The sequence below is a fragment of the Vibrio navarrensis genome (genome assembly GCF_015767675.1).
Taxonomy (GTDB): Bacteria; Pseudomonadota; Gammaproteobacteria; order Enterobacterales; family Vibrionaceae; genus Vibrio.
In genome coordinates, this window is the sequence record NZ_CP065217.1 from 2,710,218 (window position 1) to 2,732,369 (window position 22,152).

The 22,152-nt window shown below is 44.5% G+C and carries 19 protein-coding genes; 5 read left to right on the forward strand and 14 right to left on the reverse strand.

What is annotated here, in order from left to right:
- Positions 1-534: 534 nt before the first annotated feature.
- Together I3X05_RS12825 and I3X05_RS12830 are read right to left on the reverse strand one after the other, a co-directional pair.
- Positions 535-1,776, reverse strand: coding sequence for a hypothetical protein (locus I3X05_RS12825; RefSeq protein ID WP_193168060.1), 1,242 nt, complete (start codon positions 1,774-1,776; stop codon positions 535-537).
- 60 nt (positions 1,777-1,836) lie between these two features.
- A complete protein-coding gene (locus I3X05_RS12830; RefSeq protein WP_045571075.1) occupies positions 1,837-2,586 on the reverse strand; it encodes a hypothetical protein in 750 nt (249 codons plus the stop codon).
- Positions 2,587-2,937: 351 nt separating this feature from the next.
- On the opposite strand from I3X05_RS12830, the gene I3X05_RS12835 reads away from it, so the two are divergent.
- The 4 genes from I3X05_RS12835 (at position 2,938) to I3X05_RS12850 (ending at position 9,975) form a co-directional block, all read left to right on the forward strand.
- Positions 2,938-4,167: a hypothetical protein gene (locus tag I3X05_RS12835; protein ID WP_193157513.1), complete on the forward strand. Its 1,230-nt coding sequence runs from the start codon at positions 2,938-2,940 to the stop codon at positions 4,165-4,167.
- A 188-nt stretch (positions 4,168-4,355) separates the two neighbouring features.
- Positions 4,356-8,084 (forward strand): RHS repeat protein, encoded by a 3,729-nt coding sequence (locus I3X05_RS12840; protein ID WP_337970771.1) that lies wholly within the window; start codon positions 4,356-4,358, stop codon positions 8,082-8,084.
- Positions 8,085-8,087: 3 nt separating this feature from the next.
- The gene (locus I3X05_RS12845; protein WP_337970772.1) at positions 8,088-9,419 is read left to right on the forward strand and encodes an RHS repeat-associated core domain-containing protein; all 1,332 of its coding nucleotides are present in this window, start codon (positions 8,088-8,090) and stop codon (positions 9,417-9,419) included.
- Between the two features lie 295 nt (positions 9,420-9,714).
- On the forward strand, positions 9,715-9,975 hold the full coding sequence (locus I3X05_RS12850; RefSeq protein WP_193185844.1) for a prephenate dehydratase domain-containing protein: 261 nt from the start codon (positions 9,715-9,717) through the stop codon (positions 9,973-9,975).
- 53 nt (positions 9,976-10,028) lie between these two features.
- Here I3X05_RS12850 and I3X05_RS12855 read toward each other — a convergent pair whose 3' ends face one another.
- The 3 genes from I3X05_RS12855 to I3X05_RS12865 form a co-directional block, all read right to left on the reverse strand.
- Positions 10,029-10,217 carry a DUF4250 domain-containing protein gene (locus I3X05_RS12855; protein ID WP_045571078.1) on the reverse strand — a complete coding sequence of 63 codons (189 nt, stop codon included), beginning with the start codon at positions 10,215-10,217 and terminating at the stop codon, positions 10,029-10,031.
- Between the two features lie 79 nt (positions 10,218-10,296).
- Positions 10,297-11,661 carry a sodium-dependent transporter gene (locus I3X05_RS12860; RefSeq protein WP_193166951.1) on the reverse strand — a complete coding sequence of 455 codons (1,365 nt, stop codon included), beginning with the start codon at positions 11,659-11,661 and terminating at the stop codon, positions 10,297-10,299.
- A 200-nt stretch (positions 11,662-11,861) separates the two neighbouring features.
- Complete coding sequence (locus I3X05_RS12865) at positions 11,862-12,605, reverse strand: YggN family protein (protein WP_193166952.1); 744 nt, start codon at positions 12,603-12,605, stop codon at positions 11,862-11,864.
- 213 nt (positions 12,606-12,818) lie between these two features.
- Here I3X05_RS12865 and I3X05_RS12870 point away from each other — a divergent pair, with 213 nt between their 5' ends.
- The gene (locus tag I3X05_RS12870) at positions 12,819-14,738 is read left to right on the forward strand and encodes a RecQ family ATP-dependent DNA helicase (RefSeq protein ID WP_413470427.1); all 1,920 of its coding nucleotides are present in this window, start codon (positions 12,819-12,821) and stop codon (positions 14,736-14,738) included.
- Here I3X05_RS12870 and dinB read toward each other — a convergent pair.
- The 9 genes from dinB to I3X05_RS12915 all read right to left on the reverse strand — a co-directional run bounded on the left by dinB (position 14,725) and on the right by I3X05_RS12915 (position 22,149).
- Positions 14,725-15,789, reverse strand: a complete 1,065-nt coding sequence (gene dinB, locus I3X05_RS12875; RefSeq protein WP_337970773.1) for a DNA polymerase IV — start codon at positions 15,787-15,789, stop codon at positions 14,725-14,727. The genes I3X05_RS12870 and dinB overlap by 14 nt on opposite strands.
- 95 nt (positions 15,790-15,884) lie before the next feature.
- Positions 15,885-16,118: a DUF2789 domain-containing protein gene (locus I3X05_RS12880; RefSeq protein WP_039433425.1), complete on the reverse strand. Its 234-nt coding sequence runs from the start codon at positions 16,116-16,118 to the stop codon at positions 15,885-15,887.
- 121 nt (positions 16,119-16,239) lie between these two features.
- Positions 16,240-16,473 (reverse strand): (Na+)-NQR maturation NqrM, encoded by a 234-nt coding sequence (gene nqrM / locus I3X05_RS12885; protein WP_039430318.1) that lies wholly within the window; start codon positions 16,471-16,473, stop codon positions 16,240-16,242.
- Positions 16,474-16,492: 19 nt separating this feature from the next.
- The gene (locus I3X05_RS12890) at positions 16,493-17,497 is read right to left on the reverse strand and encodes an FAD:protein FMN transferase (protein ID WP_045571082.1); all 1,005 of its coding nucleotides are present in this window, start codon (positions 17,495-17,497) and stop codon (positions 16,493-16,495) included.
- Between the two features lie 153 nt (positions 17,498-17,650).
- Complete coding sequence (gene nqrF / locus I3X05_RS12895) at positions 17,651-18,877, reverse strand: NADH:ubiquinone reductase (Na(+)-transporting) subunit F (protein WP_337970774.1); 1,227 nt, start codon at positions 18,875-18,877, stop codon at positions 17,651-17,653.
- Positions 18,878-18,911: 34 nt separating this feature from the next.
- Positions 18,912-19,508 (reverse strand): NADH:ubiquinone reductase (Na(+)-transporting) subunit E, encoded by a 597-nt coding sequence (nqrE, locus tag I3X05_RS12900; RefSeq protein ID WP_055051426.1) that lies wholly within the window; start codon positions 19,506-19,508, stop codon positions 18,912-18,914.
- Between the two features lie 7 nt (positions 19,509-19,515).
- A complete protein-coding gene (locus I3X05_RS12905) occupies positions 19,516-20,148 on the reverse strand; it encodes an NADH:ubiquinone reductase (Na(+)-transporting) subunit D (protein WP_045571085.1) in 633 nt (210 codons plus the stop codon).
- The gene (locus I3X05_RS12910; RefSeq protein ID WP_045571086.1) at positions 20,148-20,915 is read right to left on the reverse strand and encodes a Na(+)-translocating NADH-quinone reductase subunit C; all 768 of its coding nucleotides are present in this window, start codon (positions 20,913-20,915) and stop codon (positions 20,148-20,150) included. The genes I3X05_RS12905 and I3X05_RS12910 overlap by 1 nt, the downstream gene beginning before the upstream one ends.
- Positions 20,905-22,149, reverse strand: a complete 1,245-nt coding sequence (locus I3X05_RS12915) for an NADH:ubiquinone reductase (Na(+)-transporting) subunit B (protein ID WP_039465269.1) — start codon at positions 22,147-22,149, stop codon at positions 20,905-20,907. The genes I3X05_RS12910 and I3X05_RS12915 overlap by 11 nt, the downstream gene beginning before the upstream one ends.
- Positions 22,150-22,152: the final 3 nt, after the last annotated feature.

A 22,152-nucleotide genomic window follows, 5' to 3' on the forward strand; every position in this document is an offset into this window, starting at 1 on the left:
GTTCATTGGTAAGGAAAATTTGCTTCTTCATCTTTTCATAATACAAAAAGAGCCATTTGGATATTAATAAACTCTCTCTATATTAATTTAAAGTGTAATCGCTTGTGTTCATCATTTAGTGATAAAAGTTTCCCTAGCCGATTTAGATCATATCTAACTTCAAAAAAAATTACTGAAACAGAGTGTTTAAATTAATAATTTTTAAAACACCATGTTTCATTTAAATATAAAAACACAATATTAGTTATCTAACAAAAAATTAATGCAACTTATGAAACATTAAAGCTAAATCTAGACGATTCATCTGGTCGCAACAGTGTCGGCGATACACCTTATGTAGCTGCATGCATTAAGATAGAGAACAATTTAGTAGTCGCGAAAGAAGCGGTCCCGTTGATAGGAGCCGCTTTTACAAATAAGAATAGAAATAAGAAATCCCATTCTAAAAACTTCCATTCGATAGCCAACTTTTTACAAAATAAACTCTTCACAGGGGTAAAATCTCTGAAAAATAAAAATCCAGTAGAGAAAATACTATTGAATTGGCTCAATCAATACTTGATTTTCCCCATCACCTTCTAAAGTTAGATAGAATGTTTTTTTATCTTCTGATAAAGAAGTTTTAATAAATAGTTGTTCAGGATTACCGCAAACACCATCTATATCTAAATGGCTATGGAATATGCCTTTAGAAAAATCAATCACGTTTACTTCAAAAGTGCTTACATTATTATCACTATCAAAGCTTCTATCCCTATATATTATTGCATTTTCACCAGACCAATAGAAATCAAATTCATTGCCAGAAGCTGTACTGAAATCACTACTATGGCATAGATCGATCTGCTGTAATGTACCTTTGTTTCCACTTCCATTTATAGTATAAAAATAAGGCGACTTGGCTTCGTAATCTATCCTTACTATATCATTTTCTTTAGTGAAATAGAGATCTCGACCTGTAACACGGACTCGGTTGTATTCATTCAGTCCTTGATAAGACTGGTTTTGAAAAATTATCTTTTCAATCTTGCTTGGATCAAAGTACTGATCAGCTTCCGCTAAGCCAATTTCAACAAAGAATGACTTCCCTAATTTTCCAGGCTTTATTGATAATGCATCGACAAATGTATTAAGCTCTGGGTTTATATAGTCTACAGTATCGTTTAATTGAACATTATTTGGTTCAAAATCAATAATAGGCCGATGCATTAAGTGACCTTCTTTAGCCTTATAAAACAAATTCATGTTATTACTATCCCTCTGAAAATACAGGACATCACGATTACTCGCAACATCGACCACTTCGTTGGGCGTATAATTCTTTGAACTACCATCCAGACCAATTGATACAACTCTAATTTCATCCGTTTCATTGTGAGTATCATAAACGTATCCGCTCATACTATCACTATATCGAAAAACAAGTTTTGAATATGGCTGAAGTTGTTGCGTATCTTTTATATACGCATTATCGTTTTGTGACTCTCCATATATAGTTAGTGGCATCTTATATTTCGTTGAATTAACTAAACTAAATGTATTTTCTAGGCAATAATTATCCCCACCAGTAGGAATTTCATTATCTTTTAATACTCTATTATTTCCTTTGCATGTATTAAATGTATTCAAAAGGGGAATCGCTAAAAATGGGATAAAAGGTATTTGATCTTGATCTAGTTTTAGACATTCTCTTTTAATTGCGTCCTCTATAGAGGATAATGTTGTATAGTTTATTATACCAGCATAGTATATTTCATCATCCTTATCACTAATCATTTTTTCATCTTCAGGAATTTCTTTTACATTTACGCCTGATTCTAAAACGCCAATATAGGGTCAGAATTGATTTTGACTGTTTAAAATACCTATGGGTGAACCAGAAGATGCTTCAGAAACCATCATTTTTGCATTGGCAATCGCAGAGATTTTGAATGGTTCGGAATAAGGCATAAAATAGGTAAAATAAGATATTCTCTGTGGCCAGCCTTTTGCGTGATGGATCGCGTAAGTAAAATTATGCGTGACATTGTCAAACTGATATCCCGACTCAGCCAGCATTTCCAACTGAGGTAGATCTTTTTTATCCACTAAAAAAAGGGCAATATCTGCTGTCTCATCATTCCTCACTCCACCATCCACAACCAGTTCTCCTTTAATGTTACTTTTAAAATCGACCCGAGTGGTTGATGAAAAAAACAGAGAAGTGCTATCAACGGTATAGTGATCATCTTTGCCTAGGTAGTTAAAGTAGCCATCAAAGATGAATTCATTTTTTGTTAAGTCCTCAAATGAATGTCCTGATGTTATCGCACATAGCTTGTCATCATCGCGTTTTGTCCTGATAAAAAATGCCGTGTTACGATTGATTGATTGATCATCATCATTTATATGAATAAAGAAGACAGACTTGCTCTGCAGAATTCGGTTGTCACTGCTCGAATTATCAACCTCAAGAAACGTGAAATAATCGGGATATGATCCCAACGGATGATATGGCTCATTATGCTCAGACACTGCACTAAATGAAAAAATAAGGCTCAGTATTAATATCACTCTTTTTAAGCAATCACCTATGGTTTTTCTCATATCATTTTCCCTCTTTTCAAATTTCTAACACATTATCCAGTAATATCTATCATATTGATTACTAAACACAAAATAGCACACGTAATTTTTATATATGCATTTTGTTCAACAATCAAACAGTTTCATTTAATTTATTTTGAAACATTGTGATTTTAAATATTGAATCATTATGTTTCTCACCAAAACTTTGATAGAACATTTTTTTTGCACTAACTTTCATTTTGTGAATACCTTATACCAACAATTAAATATTGATATATATGTCACTATTTAATTAAAGAAAGTTATTCATCTAGTGGCATTAATTATACTTATTTATGCTTATATGAATGGAATAAAGGAATAAATACTATGCTTACTTACCTCAATGACCCTAGCTCTACTACTCCTCATAAATCCACTACCAAATGTGCATTACTTTTCTTTTCATTGGCTGTATCCAGTACTGTTTTTGCTGGTCCTCCTAATGAATATATAAAGAGCTTAACAGTCAATCGAATAGGACAAGGCCCTATCTATGGGAATGGCGTTATGACCGCTAAAATTTCTATTGGTTATGAAGTTGCCGATGGATTTTCCGCAACCCCTGACGGTACAGGATATAGGGTATACAACACAGATGATGCCTTAATTTTTAGTGGTTGGTTTACAGATGAGCATGATAATGGTTATCTTCATCAAATTTCAAGTTATAATAATTACAGCCAAGAATACAGTCAAGAAAGCACGCGATCTTCTGACAATAAAGAATATCTGACTCGATATGTAGGAGCCGATAAATCCAATACTAGTGACACCGTAGAGTTTTGTATTTATCAAAGCTTTAAAATTTATGACACCACAGGAGGACTTATAGATGAACACTACACAGTAAATACATGTGATAGTGGTAATGCAAATTCTATTGTCACGCTCACAAGTACACCCCCTTTATATCTTTCGAGACAAGACTTTTATTTTGAAAATCCGGTATTAGAGGACAATGGTAAAATTGTAAAAATTTACTCGCGCCCTCTTTTTCAAACCAGTAACTCACATCATGTAAAAGAAGTTAGATGGTGGTCTCCTGAGGTTTTTGATCAATATAATTCATTGCATGAAAATTCAGCCATAATGGCAGACTATACCAAGATAAATAATAGTAGCACCGAAGCAGTCTATAACTATCTTGCTACATTTTTTATGGGAAAAGACACTCATTATAGATATATAGATGATACACTTTATGGCCAACCTTCAAAGGATGGAACAATCCCTTCATACTCTGGTAATAATTATGTAGGATCTTTTATTGTCGCAGACTTTTCTTATGATCAAGGCAGTCCAAGTAACACAATAAATAAATCTTATTTTATGAATAGAGATGCTGTCTGCGCGAAAGAAATATCAGGTATATATATAGGTCAAACAATATGCACAAATGTCGCAAACCATCAACCATTGTATAGTGATTCCACTGGACGTTGGCCATCACAAAAAGCTTATTCACATAGCATACTTAAAGTTATAGATGTTTATGGCACTATGAGCGATATATCATTTGGTTACGATGGTAATAGAATGGTTAATTTCTCAGAGTAACCCATATAAAACGATTCAATTACCACAAGAACAAAAAGATAGCATTATACTTTGGTGTTGATTTTACGTCGTTTTCAACACCAAAAATGTTAACTTAACTTTCGAGAAACACCATGAGCAATAATATTACAAGCAATGCCGACAACTTTTCAGATTATATATCCTCAGGGGTTGACCCAAGAACGGGAATGTACTCTATTAGTATTAATTTAGGAACCTTCTCATCCTACCGAGGTGTAGGAGAAGATATTCCCATCGTATTAAATTACAGTGCAGCAAGTACACTTGATATTGGCTTTGGACGAGGCTGGAATATTCCAATAAGCCGATTTGACAAAGAGAAGAATTTTCTTTCTCTCTCAACAGGCCAAGCATTTGAGGTCGAATGGAATCATCAACGCAATGAATATGACATTCCCTATCGTAAACTCAAAGATCTGCGCGTTTTTTATCTTGACGAGAGCGAAGAGATTCAGGTGGTCTACAAGGATGGTAAGCAAGAGTTTATCAGCTATAACGAAGGGATCACCACAAGAGTCGTTTCTGCTAACGGGCTGGAAATTGGCTTTGAATACGGACAAAAAGATTTTCAGCAAGTGCTGTGGCACATCTACGACAAAAATGCTGATCGCGAGTTGGAAATTGATTGGTGGACGAGTAAGTGGAAAACCGTAGTTACTCATAAGGTTCTTGGCACGGTTCGACAAACCATCGAAATTGATAAAACAGGTAATGGGAATATCTATACTCGTTTGGATGCAATCCGTTTTCCCGGTATCGATTCTACAACTCACTTTGAATATCGCTACATTGGTGCTTGCAACTATGATGTGATTGAGCGAGTGGCTCACGCCAACGGCTTGGTCGAAGAGATGCTCTACTACGACCAAGGACACTATTTACCTCAAGATGCCCCCATAGACACGTTTCCTTATGTTCATCGGCATACCGTTTTCCCTGGAGAAAACCAACCACCGCAAATCACTGAATATGAGTTTTCTGATCAGAATTATTTGGGATTTTCTTCTGATCGCGCGTGGGTCGCCGGGGAAGATACTTTATTTAAAGCGCACCGAGACTACACCTATTCTTCAACAGAAACCATCAATGGCAGTAAATCGGTCACTCGTGAATACAATAAGTATCACTTGATGAACTCAGCAAGCTATTATGACGACGGCGATCTTTATAAAGAGGAAAGCTACACCTATTTTGCCGATCTCGATAAGGGAATAGAGAGCCAACCCGCCACATACAGTTTGGCAAAATCACAAACTACCACCCACTATTTTGCTGGGCAAAGCCGCAGTTTTACCAGCGAATATGACTATGATGAATACGCGAATCTTTTATCGGAAACTCAACCTGATGGTTCAAAAATGGTGCGTAGTTACTATCCCGCATCGGGTGAGGGTACCAATTGCCCTGCCGAACCAAACGGCTTTGTCTCTCTAATAAAAACCGAGACCTTTACACCAAACAATGGCGATACAGCGCGTACAAAAGTTTTTACTTATAGCTCCCTACCCAAGCTCGACGACCCGAATGGCTATTTTGTGTTGCTGGCTAGTCAATCCGATGAGAATCAAAGCGAGGATTTTGAATATTACAGCTATGTCGGCAACCTTTATACCTACGGTTTGTTGAAGACGAAAACCCTCCGGTATAACGGTTATGAAACGTCGATCACTTGTCATTATGACTTTGGCGTTGACGGGATGACGAGTTCCGTATTAACTCGAAGCCACGATAATCTTGAGACGCTTGAAACGAAAACCCTCGACTACTTTTTCGGCGAACCAACCAAACATATTGACGAACAAGGTATTGTCACACGCTTTAGCTATGACGTTTTAGGGAGAAAAGTAGCTGCGGTGACAGCCCCTGGCACACCTTTTGAAGCAAGCCAAACCATTACCTATCATGTTGGTGATGGCGTCAATTCTATGATTCAAGTCGACACCAAAGGCAACGCTTTGCAAACGCGCTTTAATAATGCAGGCAAAGTGATTGAAGTATTGCAAACCCCTTACGGTGAGACACCATACACAGTGCAATCTTGTCTCTATGATGACTTCGGTTTATTGGTGTCCAAAACCGAAACCGATTGGCTGGACGGCGTTGCACTGCCGCTAACGTCAACCTATCAGTATGATGTGAATGGCGAGATATCTTCAGTCACACATCCCGATGGCCGTAAAGAGCAGTTTACCCAAGATCCGGTGACGCTAACCACGCACTACCAACATGAGTCCGGTTTGAGCAACCAAACTCTGATGAGTGAATGGACTCAGTATGACCTATCGGGGCGTGAAATAAACAAAAAAACCTATGATGCGTCAGGGGCCTTGCTGGCGAAAACCGATTATCACTACGATGGTTATGACAATCTGCTGACGGTTACCGATACGGAAGGCCGGGTGATAAAACACCGTTATGACCGTCTAGACAGGCTGGTTGAAACCACTCGTATCATTGACGGCCAGAACGTAACGGAAAACTATCACTACCCCGACTTCACTCGATCTGATGTGCCTAGTGAGGTGCTCGTTGATGGAGCTAGCCAAGGCCAACAGACGTTTGATGGCTTAATGCGCTTAATGCAAAAAACCACTCTTAATGCTGGAACAACGCACTACTCTTATTCTGGTGTTTCTCCAGAACCAACATCGATTAACTTGGCCAGTGGCAGCCAACTGCACTTCACTAATAACTCTTATTTGCATGTCCCACTGACCATTTCAGTCTCTGGGCAAACTCAGTTAGATAGCGGTTTTAGCTACGACGCTCAAAGCGGCCTGCCTCTGAGTAATCAAAACTTATCTGGGACACGCTTAGTCTCTCGAGATTCATACAATCGCGTGCTTACGGAAACGATGCAAATTGACGGCGAAGAGAGAACGGCCAACTTTCGCTATTCGCTACTGGGCAAACTTCTCAGCAGAACCGACTATTTTGGCAACACAACGGCTTTTTACTTCGATAATCTTGGCCGCCTCGCTCAGGCAGAAGAGGTCGTCTCTGGCATACACACCTCGACTACCTTTGGCTACGATGTTTTCAGCAGGCCCATTCAATACACCACGCTACGCGCACAAGATAGCGCTGAAATTCGCCTTGAATACAACGCCTTTGGCGTAGAAACCAAGCGTGAGGCTCGCTTTAATGGCAGCCTGATTTTTACTATCGATCAAGTATTTAACCAACGCATACTGCTCGATTCGCGTACTTTTACTCAGCATGGAGAATCCACTCAAGAGACCTTCTTCTATGATGATTTGGCCCGCTTGACTCTCTATCAAGTGAGCGGTCCTAATGCGCCGCAAGATGATTATGGCAACGTGATTGTTGAACAGAGTTTCACCCATGATGTTTACGGAAATATCACCCAAGCCACCAGTGTATTTAGCAACGGCAGCAACAATACCGCCACTTTCTCCTATCCAAGTAACAATCCGCAACGTCTGGAACGGTTGACCAATACACACAGTCACTACCCGTCTAGCGTCGATTTTTCCTACGATGAGGCGGGCAACTTACTCAATGATGAAAAGGGTCGCCAATATAGTTACAACGCACTTAACCAAATGAGTTCAGTTTCTGAAAATGGCACCGTTTTGTCCGAGTATCAGTACGATGCCGGAGGGCGGGTTGTTACACAAAGTGTTGAGCAAAGTTTGATCTACCTTTTCTATCTCAATAATCAATTAATTAACGAGAGAAATGAGTCCGCTCACAGCAGCTTCCACAACATAGGACCTGGTTTAACATCGCGCAATGTCAACTCTCCTCAAGAAGAGGTACATCAGTTTAGTTTCGGCAATAGCCAGGGTAGCGTCTTAGAAACCTACTCGAGTCATGATGGGGAAGAGAGAGAGAAAACCTCGCGCAAATATACACCTTACGGAGAGGGCTAAGTTATGACTAATCCAAAATACAACGCCATGAATAGCAACCGATTCTACCCAAGTAGAAGACGCTTCTTAAAACAGGCCAGTGGCATAAGTACCTTGGCTATGTCAGGCATTACCTTGCCTCCGGTTGCTTTCGCGAACTCAGCACCGCCCCCCATGGTGATCAAAGCCAACCCGTTAGGCTTTAACGCCGAACGTCAAGATCCTATTACAGGTAACTATTACTTGGGGAAAGGTACTCGCATGTACAATCCGAGGCTAATGCGTTTTCATAGCTATGATTCGATGAGCCCTTTCGGTAAAGGAGGAACCAATGGCTATGCCTATTGTTTGGGTGATCCGATTAACCAACGGGATCCAAGCGGCCATTTTGCCTTACTGAGCATTTTGATAGGCGCCATTATTGGTGCCATCGTCGGGGCAGCGGCATCGGCCGCGGTAGAAGGTATACAATGCGCGATCAATCCCGAACATAAGTTTGATTGGAAGCAAGTTGTGATAGGGGCAGCAGTTGGCTTTGTCACGGGTGGTATCGGGGTAGCCGCGTCCGCCCCCACAACGGCTGCGCAGCTTGGTCTTACTATCGCCAAGGCGGCGGCAGCTGAATTGGCTTCCGTCCCCATAAATACCGTGACAGCGTTATCAATGCAACCCAACGCATCAAAAGGGTTGCAGATAGCGGGGCAAGTATTGGGGTTTTCACTCGCGATTTTCGGTGTGGGGTACGGTGTTAAAGGTGCCGCAAGTTTAGGTAAAAGTATAGCTAAAGGCAGAGTGGCCATATCATCATCAGCAAAGGCTTATAGGAGAATTGGCAGAGGTGGTGCTGATATCGACAAAGCGATGACTTTTAAAAACTTTGGTGTCACAGACCCCAGTAAATACCTATCTATAAGAGAAGCAGTCTTTACAGGCATAAGCATAGCCACTGGTATTTCAAGTGCTACAGCAGGTATCGCGTTTAACACCATGAACCATTTAGGCAAGAGCTCACGAAATAGTGAAATAGCCATGCGTTTCTTCCACTTCACAAGCTCAGTGACGGGTGCTTTAGGCAGCAGGTATTTAAATCCGATTAAAAACTTGAAATCCGATCCTGTCGGTTATCTTTCAGGCCGGTTTACCGACCTTTCCCATGTAACGGGGTTAGTGGCCATGCTATTTACCGAACCAGGCAGTGATGAGAACCGGCAATGGAATACGGTGTCGTTTTTATGCGGAACAACATCGCTGTATACATTAAATGTGCAAAATCATTTAAAACATTTTGATAAAAAGATGGAGAAAAAATCGATTTGGCGACAAGTAGATGAAGAAATATATAATACTTACTATTAACACGCATACACTACCTACTAGTGTATATGTAGATATGCTACCTATACAAAATTATTCAATTAGCAACATTTCAGAAAATTAAACTATTGCTGGCAAACCGGTCCAAGCGAGCATCGAAGCCTTACAGAAATATAATATAACTCAAGTAAAAGCGTTGATTACAATCCCAATAGAAATGTGTGCACTAATGAATGGAAAAGACGTGGAAGATAAAAATAAAATATATTCTATCGCCTCTCACCCTGCAGCTTTGGCGCAAATAACGGGTTGAAAAAAAAGTATCAACGCCACCGAGTTGCCTATTTCTGGTAGTACTTCCCTTGCGGCAAAAAAGGTTGCAGAGCAAACACTTCCTACGGGGACAGCTGCGATTGGGTCTTGTGGATTGGCTTCTGTGTACCCGAATCTATCTATTGTTCAACAAGGGATTGAGGAGAACAAAAATAATAACACTACCTTTTTACTGCTCAGTGTGAAAAAACGCACTTTACCTGTCAGCGAAGAAATTACCCGAGAAGAGTTGATGGCGGCGATATCCACTGGTCGGCAATTGTGATGAAAAAGACCAACCACTTTTGGGTTGGTCTTACTTTTTCAAAACGCTTGTCGTTAGCGAAATTGCTTCACTTCAGAGAGATATTCAAATCCCGCTTCGGCCAGTTTACGCTCTAATTTCGCTCTATCGATATCGTAAAATTTCGCTAAGCTATCGAGATCGCCAAACTCATCGCGCAGCTTCATATTGACCATGCTCAACAGGATAAAGGGATCCATCGTTTCAAAACGCTCTAAACTCATCAGGTTTTCTCATACTGACTAAATAACGGTGACCACTATAACAAAGTTGCATTTTGCATAGTAGCCACCAAAGAATGAGTTAGCCAAAGGAAGCCCAAATCACGGTCGCCACCAGCACTGGGCAAACAAACTTCACATACGCAGGCCAAAGCTTACCAAACCAGCCGAGCGAAAACGTTTCATAGCCTTGCTCTAACTCTTTCACTTTGGCATGACGGCTCCACACCCAACCACCAAATAAGCAGAATAACAGCGCCGCGGTTGGTTGTAGGTATTGCGTGGCTATGGTCGCGACCAATCCAAACAACGCACCAAAGTTGTAGACAATCACCACACTCAGCAGCGCAATCAAACCGCCGAGCACCCAACTGGTGCTGCTGCGCTTGGTGTTGAAGCGTTCACCGACAAGCGCAACCGGGCACTCCAACATGGAGATTGACGAAGTGAGCGCAGCGATGGTCAACAGCAAGAAAAACACCACGGCAAACAGCTGTCCGAGCAAGCCGAGGCTGTCGAACATTAAAGGCAATACAGTAAATACCAAGGTATCTGAGCTCAGCAAAGAGCCATCTTCCGCGTAAATTTGCACCCCTTTTTGCATTGCGACAAACATGGCAGGAAGCACCACTAAGCCAGCGATAAAGGCCACGGCGGTGTCGACTAAGGTGACATTCATCGCCATTTTGGGCAGGTTCTCTTTCTTACTCAGGTAAGAGCCGTAGATCAGCATCGAACAACCACCGATGGTGAGCGAGAAGAAACCTTGCCCCATTGCCGCAAGGAGCAGTTTTCTATCCCACACTTTGCTGAAATCGGGCACGAGATAGTGTTTCAACCCTTCCATCGCGCCATTTTGCGTCATGATGTAGACAAACAGCACAGCAAACAGCACAAACAGTGCTGGCATCAAGCGGGTAGACCACTTTTCGATCCCCTGTTTTACGCCACCTTGCACGATCAAAATGGTCAACACATAGAAAACCAAGGTACCAAACAGGTTGCGCTCAACGCTAAAGCCTTTAAACCACGCACTGGCAGCGTCGAGACTGAGCAGATCAGTGATCGCTCCCAGCATAAAACAGATGATCCAGCCGCCGACGATGGAATAAAACGCCAGTACGGCACTGGGCACGCTAAGACCAATCCAGCCAACCAGACCACCGACTTTCTTACCTACAGGATGATTGGTGAGTGCGCGCATACTGTCGACGGGGTTGGCCTGACCATGACGACCAATCGCCATCTCCACCACCAGCATCGGGAAAGCGACGATCAAAATCATCACTAAATAGACTAAAAGGAAAGCACCGCCACCATTTGATGCGGCTTGTGTAGGAAAGCCCCAGATATTGCCAAGACCAACCGCTGCACCAGCGGCCGCAAGAATAAAACCAAGACGAGAGCCAAAAAGCTCCCTCGGTTGAGAAGATGTTTGCTGTGACATACGACCAAATTGCACTCATGAACTAGTTAGCAAGTACAATAACAAAACATCTTGGGTCAAACCATTCACAACTGGTCAAATCTTCGGCAAATAGAAAAATAAGCAGCGAATCACTTTGTAAAAATTACAGTACACCAGAATAAAGAAAGAGCGCTCTGTGGCGCTCTCATGATGGTTTCATCGCTAAGCCAATCTTGGCTTTAAATAGTAAAGACTTGATAGTTCTTCAGTTCTGGGATTTTCTTCAGCATCTCTTGCTCTTGTGCCGCCATGTCATCCAGTGAATCACAGAAATCTTGTGTCTGCTTTTCCACCTCTTTGCTATGCGCTTTTACCTTCTCTTCGACCTTTTTCTTCAACTCGGCCATGCTGTCGGACAGTGCCGAGAGGTTAAAGCCGCCTTCGCCTTTCATTTTGCTCGAGAGAGCCTCAAAGGCGCTGGCAAAAAACTCTTTATTGAAGATCTCTTGAGCGCGCTGAAAATCCTCTTGCCAAGATTGGGTCATCGAAGAGAAACTTTCCGCAGGCAGAACCAGCTTACCATCTTGGTAATAACGCGATTCAACCTCGGCAAAGAACTTGCCCACCGCCTGTTTGACGTTATCAAAAGTGCCAGGTGCATCCAAACTGGCTGCGATGTCATCAATCACATCATTGGCAAACGCTAACCCATCGGCGGCCAACTGCTTTGCTTTTGGCAGATAGGCGTTGAGGTTTTCACGATAAGATTCGATAGCGGCTTGTTGATCTTGGCTGAGTTCGATCTTCTCCCCATGAATATAGAGGTTGTTATGGCTATCCACACGGGCTTTGTCACCATTTTGTTGATGAATTTCCACCGCTTCGCCATCAAGACGGATCTCATTTTTTATATCAACACGGCACTGCGCTGCAGAAACCGAGAAAGTGGTTAGCATGGAGATTAAAACGGCTAGCTTTTTCATTACGCTTCCTTAACGATTTTTGCCAAACTGTAACAGCTCGTAATAGGTATTTTGTCAGTAAATTGTCACAACTTATCGCATACATCAAGGAAACAAACTGACGGATTTCTCCCTTTGATTCATACTATTGTCCTTCTTCTACCCCATGAGATTTGCTGGCTTTCCGGTTATGATAGTCAAGAACGTCACTGGAGAGAATGAAACATGAGCGAGATGAACCTCGAAGCAACACTCAAATCGGTATTTGGCTTTGACCGTTTGCGCCACGGACAGCAAAGCGTGATAGACAACGTGCTGTCGGGACACTCTGCCGCGGCCATATTCCCCACAGGTTCTGGCAAGTCACTCTGTTATCAGCTTCCGGCCCTGTGCCTACCTCACTTAACTTTGGTCGTTTCCCCACTGATTGCACTGATGAAAGATCAACTCGCTTTTCTCCACAGCAAAGGTGTTGCCGCTGCGGCTATTGAGTCGGGTCAAGCCAAAGAAGAGACTCAGGCGGTGATGAACGCCGTCAAACAGGGGCAAATAAAGGTGTTGATGATCTCGGTTGAGCGGTTGAAGAACGAACGTTTTCGTCAATTTATCTCAGAAGTGGCTATCTCGCTCATGGTGGTCGATGAGGCGCATTGTATCTCGGAATGGGGCCACAATTTTCGCCCAGATTATCTCAAACTGCCTCAATACCAACGCGCATTGAATATTCCTCAAGTACTGCTGCTCACCGCAACGGCCACACAAGCAGTGGTCGAGGACATGCAGGATAAATTCGCCATCGCGCCACAGCATGTCACGATTACTGGCTTTTATCGCCCCAACTTGGATCTCTGTGTCTCGCCTTGTCGCGAGGAGAATAAAGGCGAGGCCTTGTTAAGTTTGCTGGCGCAAGACCCTCATGCGCCAACCATTGTTTACGTTACTTTGCAGCACACGGCTGAAGTTGTCGCTCAAATGCTACAAACTGCGGGTGTGAAAGTGGCGGCTTACCACGCCGGGCTCGATCACAACGTACGTGACGCCATTCAGACGCAGTTCATGCAAGGCGAACTCGATTGCATTGTCGCCACCATCGCCTTTGGTATGGGCGTCGATAAAGCCAATATCCGCCGCGTAATCCACTTTGACTTGCCCAAATCGATTGAAAACTACGCGCAAGAAATTGGCCGTGCTGGACGTGATGGGCTTGCGTCACAGTGCATTCTGCTCGCCAATCAAAATGGCTTGAGCGTGCTGGAAAACTTTGTCTACGGCGATACCCCAGAGCTGGCCGACATTGCATACGTTCTGAGACAAATTGCCAATGCAGGTGAGCGATGGGAAGTGATGCTAAATAGGTTGGCAAATGAGGCCAATATCCGTCAACTGCCGCTAAAAACGCTGTTGGTTTATCTCGAACTGGCTGGGCAAATCGAAGCGCAGTTTGCCTATTTTGCTGATTATCGTTTCAAATTTATCGACAGCGCCAACGCGATTTTGCAGCGCTTTTCCGGTGAAAGACGCCAGTTTGTGGAGGCCATTTTCCACTGCTCTGCACAATCCAGAGTATGGTGTCAAACCGATTTCGAAGCGCTTTGGCTCACCTACCGCGCCGAAAGACAACGCATCGTGGCCGCGTTAGAGTATTTTCATCAGCAAGGTTGGATCGAACTGGAAAGCAAACAGATGACCGATGTCTATCGGGTGTTTCCGTTCCAAGAACCACTTAGCACGCTGGCTGAGCGCTTGTATCAACTGTTCAAAGACAAAGAGCGGAGTGATGTCGCTCGCATACATCAGATGCTCGATTTTTTCCAAGCGGACTCCTGCCTAAGCTACACCCTTGCCAGCTATTTTGCCGACAGCCAAGCGCCAAAGCACTGCGGACACTGTTCGGTGTGCCGAGGCCAAGTGGCGCATCTGCCGCTTGAAGTGGAGCAAATTTTTCCAAACGACAAGGCGCAGGGTTGGCTCGATGAGTTACAAGCGCAAAGTGCAACGCCATTGAGCTCGCAGTTGATCACTCGTTTTCTCTGTGGCATCAATACGCCCTTGCTGACCAAACTGAAAGCCAAGAAGCTGACGGGTTTCGCCAAGCTTGAGAGCGTGCCATACAGCAAGGTTTACCAACAAGTAGAGCAGCTTAGAAAAAGCTAAGTTGCCGAGTTTGCTCTTGCGGTTTTAGCATCACGCTCAACCCAAGTAGGCGAATCTCCCGCCCTTTTTGCCGTTGCAATACATCTTGTAGCAACTGACGAAAATAGGCCAAATCCAGCTCACTGTGCACATGTTCAATGGTGGTGAGTTGGAAGTCGGCAAATTTCATTTTGATCCCTTGCTTGATAATCGCTTTGTCTGGGTTGGCTTTTTGCAAACGCTTTTCCAATTCGGGATAGAGCTTTTCTTCAATCACTTGCCAGCACTCTTGATAGCTGGAAATGTTCTGACTAAAAGTGCGCTCAACGCCAACGGATTTTCGCTCACGTTCAACCACCACTTCACGCTCATCAATGCCGTGACTGCGTTTCCACAACAATCCCCCTAAACGGCCAAAGTGGCGTAGCAACTCGCGATAATCACTGTTTTTAATGTCTTCACAACGATAGAGACCTGCTTGATGGAGTTTTTCTAGGCTCACTTTGCCAACGCCTGGGATCTTTTCCAGCGGCAGTTTATCCACCACCTCCTGCACTTTCTCTGGCGGAATAACAAATTGTCCGTTGGGTTTGTTCATATCCGAAGCCACTTTGGCCAGAAACTTAATTGGCGCGACTCCGGCTGATGCTGTCAGTTGCAATTCCTGCCAGATATCACGGCGAATCGCTTGTGCGATTAACGTGGCAGAACCATGACATTGGGTTGAGTCGCTGACGTCTAGGTACGCTTCGTCCAACGAGAGTGGTTCGATAAGGTCGGTATAGCGGGAGAAGATTTCCCTGATGTGTCGCGAGACCTGAACATACACCTGCATCCTTCCTGGCACTACCAGCAATGAGGGGCAAAGCTTGAGCGCTTGCGCGGTTGGCATAGCACTGCGCACGCCAAATTTGCGCGCCTCGTAATTACAGGTACTCAGCACCCCTCGCTGCTTTTCATGCCCACCGACCGCCAAAGGGCGGCCACGGTAATCGGGATTGTCACGCATTTCTACTGCGGCATAGAAACAATCCATATCAACGTGAATGATTTTTCTCACACGTTCTGACATTTTGCGCCTGGATAACACTGTTTAAAAACACAGTATAAGGACAGTGTTCGATTTTGCAAAGCAAGACGTCGCTGATGTCACGCCATGGGCTAACATTATTTGCGCAGCATCACGTCTAACTGGTCGACCAACTCTGCCCAATCGGCATCTTCTTCAATCGCTTCACGCAGAAAACTCGCTTGAGCTTGGGTCCAAAAACTGGCCTGGTGCAGTGGTGTGGTGTCGCGTGGATGACGGTGAGCGTCGATAAACTCATCTATCTCCCTAGGTGAACTGCCAAGCCCTAACTGTTCAAACAGCTCAGCCATACCGTGTTGATGAAGTTGCATAGTACCTCCTGACATAACAACGGTTTTCAAGTCCAATTTCCTAAGTATAGAACCAAGTGCTAGCACATACCCCTGCAAAGAAAAAACAACCCAGCCGAAGCTGGGTTGAGTAATGACAAGGTCATGCTATGCGGTCTTTTTCCCACTCTGAGAGTTTTTGTGCTCGGGCCGCCTCTCGTGCTTCACGCTTTTTGCGCGCATCACACGGTTCTGGACAGTTGCAGACTTTCTCAATCCCAACCGCGCCCAAACCGCCACAGCTTCCTTTCACCACTTTTTTCTGGAAGATATAACCCACAGCCATCGCGGCGATCACCGCGACAAACACCGCAAAGGTAATTAGAAATGTACTCATACGCTTAAACTCAATCCTGTCATTTTTTCACAAATGGTTGGTAGGCTTTAGAAACCAGCTCTTTAAAACCATCATCCGTTTTTACAATCATTAGTACGGGGATGTTGTTTTGGTTGGCTACTTCCATTCCTTTGATATCGCCAAGCACCATCAGCCCCGTCGCTAAGCCATCGGCGGTCATGGACGACTTATCCAGCACCGTCACCGACACCACTTTATTGGAGATGGGTTTACCGGTCGTCGGGTCAATAATATGTGAATAACGGACCCCATCACGCTCAAAGTAGTTGCGATAATCGCCAGAAGTGGCAATCGCCATATCGCCCGGCTCAATAATTTCTTGAATCGCACGCTCTTCAACAGAAGGTTTCTCGACAGCAATGCGCCAAGGAATACCCTCACGGTTGACGCCTTTTAAACGAATCTCCCCGCCCACTTCAACCATGTAGTTGTTAATGCCTTGCGACTGAATGTAATCGGCCACCACATCCACCCCCCAGCCTTTAGCAATGGTCGAAAGATCCACATACAAGTTCGGCAAGGTTTTTGTCAGTTGATTGCCTTGTACGGATAAATGGTGAATGCCCGTTTTGGCTTTGCGCTGTGCGAGTTCAGCATCGCTCGGCACCACTTCAGGGCGTGCTTCTGGGCCAAATCCCCACAGATTAACTAACGGCCCAACCGTGACATCCAACGCTCCTTCAGTCAACTGATTAAGGCGAATAGCTTCTTTCACCACCGTTGCGGTTTGCTCAGAAACAGTAAACGGCTCTGAACCTTGGTATTGGTTAAAACGGCTCAGCTCTGAATCTTTGCGATAAGTCGACATCTGATCGTTCACTTCTTCCAACAAGCGATCCACTTCGGCTTGGATCGATTCAGCGCTCGGGATGTCGGGTTGAACGATGTATTTTATATTATACGTCGTGCCCATGGTTGGGCCGCTAAGATGAACTTGTTCTGCAGGCTTTTCACAGCCAGCGAGAATCAATAGAGAAGCAAATGCAACAAGCCACTTTTTCACTTGTTTAACTCCTATTGTGGAATGGATATAGAAAATAGGTGCAAAATTTGGCCTCCATTTTCTATATCAACTCTATTACGTCAAAATCATTTAATAAGAAAAAAGAATGGCTGACCCACAAGGGCCAGCCATAGTTTCAGTCACTTAGCGGAATTAACCACCGAAGTCATCCAGTAGGATGTTTTCGTCTTCAACACCAAGATCTTTCAGCATGCCGATAACGGCAGCGTTCATCATTGGTGGACCACACATGTAGTATTCACAATCTTCTGGCGCATCGTGATCGCGCAGATAGTTTTCGTACAGTACGTTGTGGATGAAGCCGGTGTAACCCGTCCAGTTATCTTCTGGTTGCGGATCAGACAGCGCACAGTGCCACACGAAGTTGTCGTTTTCAGCCGCTAGGCCATCGAAATCTTCTACGTAGAACATTTCACGCTTAGAACGCGCACCGTACCAGAAAGACATCTTACGTTTAGACTGCAGACGTTTTAGCTGGTCAAAAATGTGTGAACGCATTGGTGCCATACCCGCACCACCACCAATGAAGACCATTTCTGCATCGGTATCTTTGGCGAAGAACTCACCAAACGGACCAGAAATCGTACACTTATCACCCGCTTTTAGCGACCAGATGTAAGAAGACATCTGACCCGGTGGTACGTTTGGATTGTTTGGTGGCGGCGTCGCGATACGTACGTTCAGCATGATGATGCCAAATTCTTCCGGGTAGTTCGCCATAGAGTAAGCACGAATAATTGGCTCATCCACTTTTGAAACGTAACGGAACAGATTGAACTTGTCCCAGTCACCACGGAATTTTTCCGGAACATCGTAGTCAGCGTACTTAACTTCATGCGCAGGCGCTTCGATCTGAATGTAACCACCCGCACGGAATGGCACAGACTCACCATCAGGGATCTGCAGCTTAAGCTCTTTGATGAATGTCGCTTTGTTATCGTTAGAGATAACCGTACATTCCCACCGCTTAACACCAAAGATCTCTTCTGGCAGTTCAAGATCCAAATCGTTCTTCACAGCAACCTGACAAGCTAGACGCTCACCTTCACGAGCTTCACCTTTGGTAATGTGATCAAGCTCAGTAGGTAGAATGTCACCACCGCCAGATTTGATTTTTACGCGGCACTGACCACATGAGCCACCACCACCACAAGCAGACGAAACGAAGACACCGGCACCAGCCAGTGCAGTCAGCAGTTTACCGCCTGGTTGCGTTACGATCGCTTTTGCAGGATCGCCATTGATAGAGATTGTAATGTCACCTGTTGGTACTAGCTTGGATTTGGCGAACAGAATCACCAAAACCAACGCCAGTATAATCAGGGTAAACATCACTACACCAAAAATAATAGTATACATTCACTATTTCCTTTATTGCTGCGGTTTACCCGACTTACAGTTGAACACCAGAGAATGACATGAAGCCCAACGCCATCAAGCCAGCTGTGATAAAGGTAATACCCAAACCACGCAGACCTGGAGGAACGTCTGAATACTTCATCTTCTCACGGATACCTGCAAGAGCGACGATAGCCAGCATCCAGCCCACACCAGAACCGAAACCGTATACCACAGATTCAGCAAAGCTGTAGTCGCGCTGCACCATGAAAGACACACCACCGAAGATGGCACAGTTTACTGTGATCAATGGTAGGAAGATGCCCAGTGCGTTATACAGAGGCGGGAAGAAGCGATCGAGGATCATTTCCAGAATCTGTACTAATGCCGCAATAACACCGATAAAGGTAATAAAGTTCAGGAAGCTTAAATCTACCCCTTCAGCCAGTGCATCTGGTTTTAGCACTAGGTTGTACACCAGATTATTGACTGGTACAGAGATAGTCAGTACTACGATAACCGCAATACCTAAGCCGAAAGAGGTCTTCACTTTCTTCGATACCGCCAAGAAGGTACACATACCTAAGAAGAAAGAGAGTGCCATGTTCTCGATGAAAATCGATTTAACCAGCAAACTAATATAATGTTCCATGACGACCTTACTCCTTCGCTTCTACTTGTTCAGGCTTGAACGTGCGAATCGCCCAAATCATGAAACCGATCAGGAAAAACGCTGAAGGTGCCAGCAACATTAGGCCGTTTGGTTGATACCAACCGCCATTGCTGATCAGTGGCATCACTTCAATTCCGAATAGTTTGCCTGAGCCCAAAAGCTCACGGAAGAAACCAACGGTAATCAAAACGAAGCCATAACCTAGACCGTTGCCAATACCGTCGATAAACGATGGAATTGGTGCCGACTTCATCGCAAACGCCTCCGCACGGCCCATTACGATACAGTTGGTAATAATGAGACCAACGAATACCGACAGCTGTTTAGAGATGTCGTACAGGTACGCTTTCAGGATTTGGTCAACCACGATTACTAGAGATGCGATGATCGCCATCTGCACGATGATACGCACGCTGTTAGGAATGTGGTTACGAATAAGTGAAACGAAAAAGTTAGAAAATGCAGTAACAAACATTACCGCTATAGTCATAACAAACGCCGTTTCCAGTTTGGTGGTTACTGCCAGTGCAGAACAAACACCGAGAACTTGTAGCGCGATTGGGTTGTTGTCCAATACTGGCGCTAGCACGCTCTTTTTCAGCTCTTTTGCGCTAGACATTAGTTCAGACCTCCGTCACGAACTTTAGCTAGGAACGGACCAAAGCCCATGTCACCTAACCAGAAGTCGAATGTGTGTTGAACGCCGTTACTGGTCAATGTTGCGCCTGATAGAGCGTCAACACCGTGCTCAGAACCTGCAGGTGCGCCACCTTTGACGATTTTGATCGCTGGCTGGTGGTTTTCATCAAACAGTTTCTTACCAACCCATTGCGCACGCCAAGATGGGTTTTCTACTTCGCCGCCCAATCCCGGAGTCTCACCCTGTTGGTAGTAAGTGATACCAGATACGGTATTGCCGTCAGTTTCTACTGCAACAAACGCGTACATCATGGACCACAGACCGTTACCGTGAACCGGAATGATCACCTTAGACACTTGAGCGCCATCTTTAACCAGATAAACCACACCCGTGTTTGCACGACGAAGGATTTTTGCGTCATCTTGATCGGCTGATAGCTTGATCGATTCCGCAGGATCTTTTGCTGCTTTACGTTGGTCAAATGTGGTTGCGTCACCTTCAACAAAGTCGCCAGATTTAAAATCAACCAGACGTGGTTCGATGTATTTGGCAAACAATTCGGGTACAGAACCTTTTTCTGTAATGCCAGCTACTTCGACAATCTTACTTTGTTTATCTAGGAGTGCGTTTGCTTTTTGCTTGCTACGCAAGCCAACCGCCGCTGCCGATACGATGATTGAGCACACTAGGCTCAACGCGATAACAACAAACAGCGTCTTTTTAATGCTATCGTTATTACTTGCCATAGCGTGCTAGTCTCCGCTTGATGTTTTTCTCCACAACGATGTGGTCGAACAGAGGGGCAAATAGGTTAGCGAACAGAATCGCTAGCATCATGCCTTCTGGATATGCAGGGTTGACCACACGAATCAGCACACACATGATGCCAATCAGAATACCGTAGGCCCATTTCGCATTGTTAGTAAACGAAGCTGATACCGGATCGGTCGCCATGAAGAACATACCGAATGCAAAGCCACCTAAAACGAGGTGCCAATGCCAAGGCATGTTGAACATCGCATTGCTGTCTGAACCAATCACGTTGAACAGGGTAGACAGAGCGATCATACCGATCATCACACCTGCGATGATGCGCCATGAAGCAATACCCATGTACACGATAAACGCAGCGCCGATAGCTAGAGCAAGAGTCGATACTTCGCCGATTGAACCCGGAATGTTACCGATGAAGGCATCCATCCAAGTGATCGCCTGACCTGTTGCGGCATTAACTAGCGCACCGTTACCGCCTTGCGCCCATTGGCTCAGAGCAGTAGCACCAGAGAAACCATCCGCCGCAGTCCAAACTAGGTCACCCGAGATTTGCGCTGGGTAGGCGAAGAATAGGAATGCACGGCCCGCGAGAGCTGGGTTCAGGAAGTTACGACCAGTACCACCGAAGACTTCTTTCGCGACAACCACACCGAAGGTAATACCCAGCGCAGCTTGCCATAGCGGAAGTGTTGGCGGAACAATCAGTGCGAACAAGATAGAAGTCACAAAGAAACCTTCGTTAACTTCGTGCTTACGCACCATACAGAACAGCACTTCCCAGAAACCACCGACTATGAATACCGTCGCGTAGATAGGCAGGAAGTAAGTCGCACCCAGCAGCATTTTGCTGCCCCAACCTGCATCAGCGGCCAGTGTGCCACCGAGCATTTCTGTCAACCAGTAGTGCCAGTTGCCAGCAACAATTGCTGCCAGCTGATCACCAGCATACATATGATTGAGCGCGGCAATTGCTTGACCACCCGCGTTGTACATCCCCCAAAACATCGCTGGGAACACGGCTAGCCAAACCATGATCATGATACGTTTTAGGTCAACGCTATCACGAACGTGTGAGCTTTTTTTCGTCACCAGACCCGGTGTGTAGAAAACTGTTGCGACAGCTTCATACAGGGCAAACCATTTTTCATGTTTACCACCCGGCTCAAAGTGATGCTCGATATCTTCAAGAAACTTTTTGAGGCCCATGAA